This is a genomic window from Streptomyces hilarionis, assembly GCF_024539675.1.
Lineage (GTDB): Bacteria > Actinomycetota > Actinomycetes > Streptomycetales > Streptomycetaceae > Streptomyces > Streptomyces hilarionis.
Map to the genome: position 1 here is coordinate 1 of NZ_JAHHIT010000295.1, position 4575 is coordinate 4575.

Genomic DNA, 4575 nt, shown 5'->3' on the forward strand with positions numbered 1-4575 from the left:
GCCCCGACCCCCCAGCCCCGGCCCGCGGGCGGAGCACCCAGAGGCTGCCGAAGAGAGGGCGGCCAGAAGGGCCGGAGAATGTCGGAGGAGGCCGGATCCGGGCGGTTCGACGGCTCGCGCGGAGCCCTTGTTGCCCCCCGGAGGTCACACAAGTCCCAGAAGCCCCATCCACACCTCTTGACCCACAGCGCCACCTACAGCATTCTCCGTTCTCAGCCATACCGCCCAGATTCAGCCACTCACTGACCAGCCCCTCACAGGGAGTGCTCCGGCGCGTTCGTTCCGTGTTCGGTCGTTCCGAATGCGTCCCCGGACCTGCGTTGGCCGGTTTCCGGTACAGGCCAATGGGGCATCCACACCGTGGCGTGGGGCGAAGGAGGTCTCGGGGGTGGCGTTGGTGGTGGCACAGGAGGTGCCCGCGTCGTCGAGCATGGCCGTACCCCATGGCCCTGCGGGCGTGGGGAACGCGAGACACCGCATGCGCGATCAACTGCGCAGGGGCGGGGTGTCGGAATCGGTCATCGACGACGCCGTACTGATCCTTTCCGAACTCTTGAGCAACGCCTGCAAGCACGGCAGACCACTGGGCGACGCCCTGGCCGGGGACGGCGACGTCCGGGCCGCCTGGCGCGTCGACCAGGGCGGCCGGCTGGTGGTCGAGGTCACCGACGGCGGGGGTCCGACCCGCCCGGCCCCGGCGACCCCGTCCGTGACCGCGCACGGAGGCCGCGGGCTGAACATCATCACGGCGCTGGCCGACGACTGGGGCGTCCGCGACGACGCGCGCGGCGAGGTCACGGTGTGGGTCGTCGTCCACGCGGACGTGTACGACCCCGACGCGGGCTGCCGGCGCGACGACTTCGCGTCCCGGGTCGCGGCCCCCGCGGTCGCCTCCATGCCCGGCCTGGACTTCGCGGACGTCTTCGACGACCTGGACTAGGTCCGGGACGGACCGCGGGCCGACCCGGACGGCGACCGCCGGCCACCGGTCCTCGGCCGCCGTCACCGTCGGTCGCCGACCGCGTCCCGGCTTCCGGCCCTAACGGCCGGCGCTCGCCGGACGGCGGAGTCGGTCGCCGATCTCGGTGGCCGGCCGTCCGGCGGGCACGCCGGACGTCGTCCACATGCCGTGCGTTGTCCACAGGTTCCGGTGACGGAGCGTGCGAGCGGCTAGGCTCCCGCCGTACCAGACGAGCCGTACCCGGGAGACACCCAGTGGCCAAGAAGCGACCCCAGACGAAGGCCAAGCGGCCGCAGCTCACCGACGCGGAGATCCCGGTCGTCGGCGCGCGGGAGCCCTGCCCCTGCGGCAGTGGCCGCCGCTACAAGGCCTGTCACGGCCGGGCCGCCGCGCACGCCGCGACCGAGCTGGTGCAGCGCCCCTTCGAGGGGCTGTCGGGCGAGGGCGACTGGGTGGCGCTGCGCGAGCTGGTGCCCGCCGCCACGGTGGAGCTGACGCTCAGGGACGGCCTGCCCGAGGGCGTTCCGTCGGTCACGCTCGCCACCGTGCTGCCGATGGCCTGGCCCGCGCTGCGCCGTGACGACGGCTCGGTGCTGCTCGGCCTGCAGAACGACACGCCCTCCGGCGACATCAGCCGCGACCTGGCCGACACGCTGCGGCGCGCCCTGGAAGCGGATCCGGGGACGCCGGTCCAGGCGCGCCGCGCGCCGGCGGACGGTCCGCGGATGCAGGATCTGCTCGACCCCGAGGGCGCGTTCGCGCCAGTTGTGCACAGCGGTTTCGAGTTCTGGGTGCCGGACCCGGAGAACGCCGCGCCCGAGGTGGCCGCCTCCCTGGAGCGGGCCAACGCCGCGGCCGTCCCGACCGTCAAGCTGACGGGCGTCGACGCCGCGTACTGGTGCGAGACGCCGGAGAAGAACCACCTGCGCTGGGTCATGCCCCACCCGGAGGAGCAGCTTCTGGACGCCCTCGCGCGGCTGCATGCCGCGGGGCGATCCGGCCTCGGGGAGGGCACGCGCCTGGTGGGCTCCTTCCGTGCGCACGGCCTGACGGTGCCGGTCTGGGACCTGCCGAGCGCGGTCACCGCGGACGACGTGGAGAAGCCGGCCGCCGAGTTCGCCGAGCGGCTCGCCGCCGCCCTGGCCTCGGACGCGCCGCTCACGGCGGACGAGCGTCGCGCGCGGGGCGGCCTCACCAACCGACAGGTGACGCTCAGCTGACGCACCGGACCACAACGGGCCCCGGTTGAACGGCCGTTCAGTCGCGCGGTGTGGGCGGTCGGGGTGAGTCGACTCACAACTGCCGCCCGCACAAGGCGAGTCGACGCCAGAAGCGCCGATCCTCCCGTGTCCGGAAAGCCGATGAAAACAGGAGATCGAATTTGCTTGGGGCCGATCTCTTGTTACCGTTCGAGTAGCCCGGTTGCTGGTGCATCCCCCGTCGCCAGCAACCGGGTTTTTCCGTGCGCGAATCCGATCACGCGGAGACAGCGCACATCAACCGCCTGTTTCCGTACGGGAGTTGCTGCCGGAGCGCAGCAACAGCGGACCGTCCTCGGATGCTCGTGCGAATTCCGCGACCGCCGTGTAGGCGGGCAGGTTCCCGTGGCTGCGCTCATGGGGCGTCTCACAGGACTGCGGTTCGTCGTCGGCGCCCACCGCGCAGTTCGTCTGCACCGTGCGCCCCGCGGGCCCCATGAGGCTCAGGAAGGCGTCCAGGGCGCGCCCTGTGGCGTTGCGGTAGTAGGTGCGCGCCCAGGTGTCCTCGCCCTGGGACAGCACGCACGTCTGCGCCTCCACCCCGTCGGGGGAGGTGAGCTCGGGACCGCACCGGGCGGCGGTGGCCAGCCCCAGGCCGAGCAGCAGGGGGGAGCGGGAGGGCGCGGCGGTGGGCGCCTTGGGGTCGCCGCCCGCCCCGGCGTGCGGGCGGTGCGGGTCCGCGGCGTGCGGACCACTCGCAGGTGGGGCGTTCTCCCCGGTGGCGCGCGGGTCGCTCATGTCGAGCGCGCGGGTGACGGTCGCGTCGGCCGTGCGCCCCTCGTCGCCGACCGGCCCCGCGGACGCCATGGCCAGAGGCAGTGCGATCGCGCCGGCCACGGCGCCCCCGAGAGCGAGGAGACGAAGGTTCATGTAGCGGAAGATAGAGGGCGCATCCCGGGTTCCGGCCCGGCGCGCGCCCGACACCCCTACAACTCGGGGGCGCTCACACCCGTACGAGTGAGGGCGTCGACGACGGCGTCCACCACGGCCTCGACGTCGGGCACCCAGGGCGAGGCCGAGCCGGGCAGCGGCGCGCGCTCCCACCGGATGTCGCCGCGGCCGGTCTGCGACGGCGGCAGGGCGATGTACCCGCCGTCGCCGTGGAAGCGCAACGAACCGGGGACGAAGTCCTTGGCGTAGAGCAGCTCGCCGAGCTGCTCCATCGAGTAGGGGCGCACCAGGAAGAACCAGCGGGTGGGGGAGGCCACCACCGGGCCGAGGCGCATGCCCTGAAGGTCGAGCGCCACGAGCGCGCGCGAGGCGGCGAGGGCCGGGAGGCTGACCGCGCAGGGAGCGGTGTCCCCGGTGGCCAGGATGATCGGTGAGGCCGGCCGGTTGCCCCACCACCAGCGCACCATGCGGGCGTCGGTGGTGGCCGCGAGGAGGCCGGGATCGAAGGGATGGGCGCCGGGGACCGTGCACTCCGGGTCGGGGCAGGTGCAGCGGGACGTGCTCCGCTGGTCCGCCGTCGCCCCCGGGAGGACGGGCCACTGCCATCGCGTCGCGAACGTCAGGGCCGCGTCGAGCAACTCGGTCCCTCCGTCGTCGCGCCGGGACAGCAGCCTGCGTCGCTTTCCGAGGATCTCGCGCATGAGCGCTCGTTCCTTTCCGTTGCACCGCTGGCAACACCGTGGGTCACATCACACCATGTGTCGATCACTTCACTGTGCGTACCTTGTGGCGCATCACACCCCTGTCCTGGACAAGGGGGACCCCTCGGGGTCGAAGTGGCGGCTGCTTCCGCGGCCGCTCCGTCCGACTTGCGTCCATCTCGTGCCTGGGTGTGGCGTGGGGTGGCGAAGTCTGGCGTTTGGCGTCGCGCGTATTTCTCTCCGCCTCCGCCACGGGAGGATGGGGCACGGTCGTCGATGACTATGACGCCCGGTCCGGTCACCAGGTTCCGGGAGGCTCCCTACGAGCCCCCGACGACCCCGGCCCTTACCGAGTACGTACCCATCGCGACCGCTGTGACGCTCCGTCGAGCAAACCCAGTCGACCGCAATCACCCCTTACCCGAGGCAGTTTTAAGCCAACTTCGCATTTTCGCAAGGGAGCCGGAAGAACCGTGCGTGATTCTCCCAAAGACCCAGCGGACACCAGTAATCCCAGCAGGACAATGCTGGACATCCCCTCACGAGTGCGTGTACATGTGGAGACACCGCTAGCGGCGCAGAATGACATGGGGGTTTGCGATGCTTTTGAGCAATACGCTCCGGTCCGAGAGCCGGACGCCATGAACGCCCCTCACCCTCCGAAAGTGGCTGGAATCGATTCAACGGTTCCCTCACCCGCACACACTGTCCCGCCCGCGCCCGCCGCCCCGGGCCCCGCGACCCTCTCCGCGCCCCCCTCGGG

At 72.0% G+C, this 4575-nt stretch carries 4 protein-coding genes and 1 pseudogene; 3 read left to right on the forward strand and 2 right to left on the reverse strand.

Annotated features, from left to right (window positions below; all coding sequences use genetic code 11):
- Positions 1-301: 301 nt before the first annotated feature.
- On the forward strand, positions 302-940 hold the full coding sequence (locus KMS84_RS37885; protein ID WP_256921099.1) for an ATP-binding protein: 639 nt from the start codon (positions 302-304) through the stop codon (positions 938-940).
- A 275-nt stretch (positions 941-1215) separates the two neighbouring features.
- Positions 1216-2181 (forward strand): DUF5926 family protein, encoded by a 966-nt coding sequence (locus KMS84_RS37890; protein ID WP_256921100.1) that lies wholly within the window; start codon positions 1216-1218, stop codon positions 2179-2181.
- A gap of 276 nt (positions 2182-2457) precedes the next feature.
- On the opposite strand, the gene KMS84_RS37895 is transcribed toward KMS84_RS37890, so the two are convergent.
- Both KMS84_RS37895 and KMS84_RS37900 read right to left on the reverse strand, forming a co-directional pair.
- Entirely contained in the window at positions 2458-3090 is a 633-nt protein-coding gene (locus KMS84_RS37895; protein ID WP_256921101.1) for a hypothetical protein, read from the reverse strand.
- Between the two features lie 56 nt (positions 3091-3146).
- Positions 3147-3812 carry a bifunctional DNA primase/polymerase gene (locus tag KMS84_RS37900; protein WP_256921102.1) on the reverse strand — a complete coding sequence of 222 codons (666 nt, stop codon included), beginning with the start codon at positions 3810-3812 and terminating at the stop codon, positions 3147-3149.
- A 524-nt stretch (positions 3813-4336) separates the two neighbouring features.
- Here KMS84_RS37900 and KMS84_RS37905 point away from each other — a divergent pair.
- Positions 4337-4575 (forward strand): annotated as a pseudogene (locus tag KMS84_RS37905) (phosphatase); the annotation flags it as partial.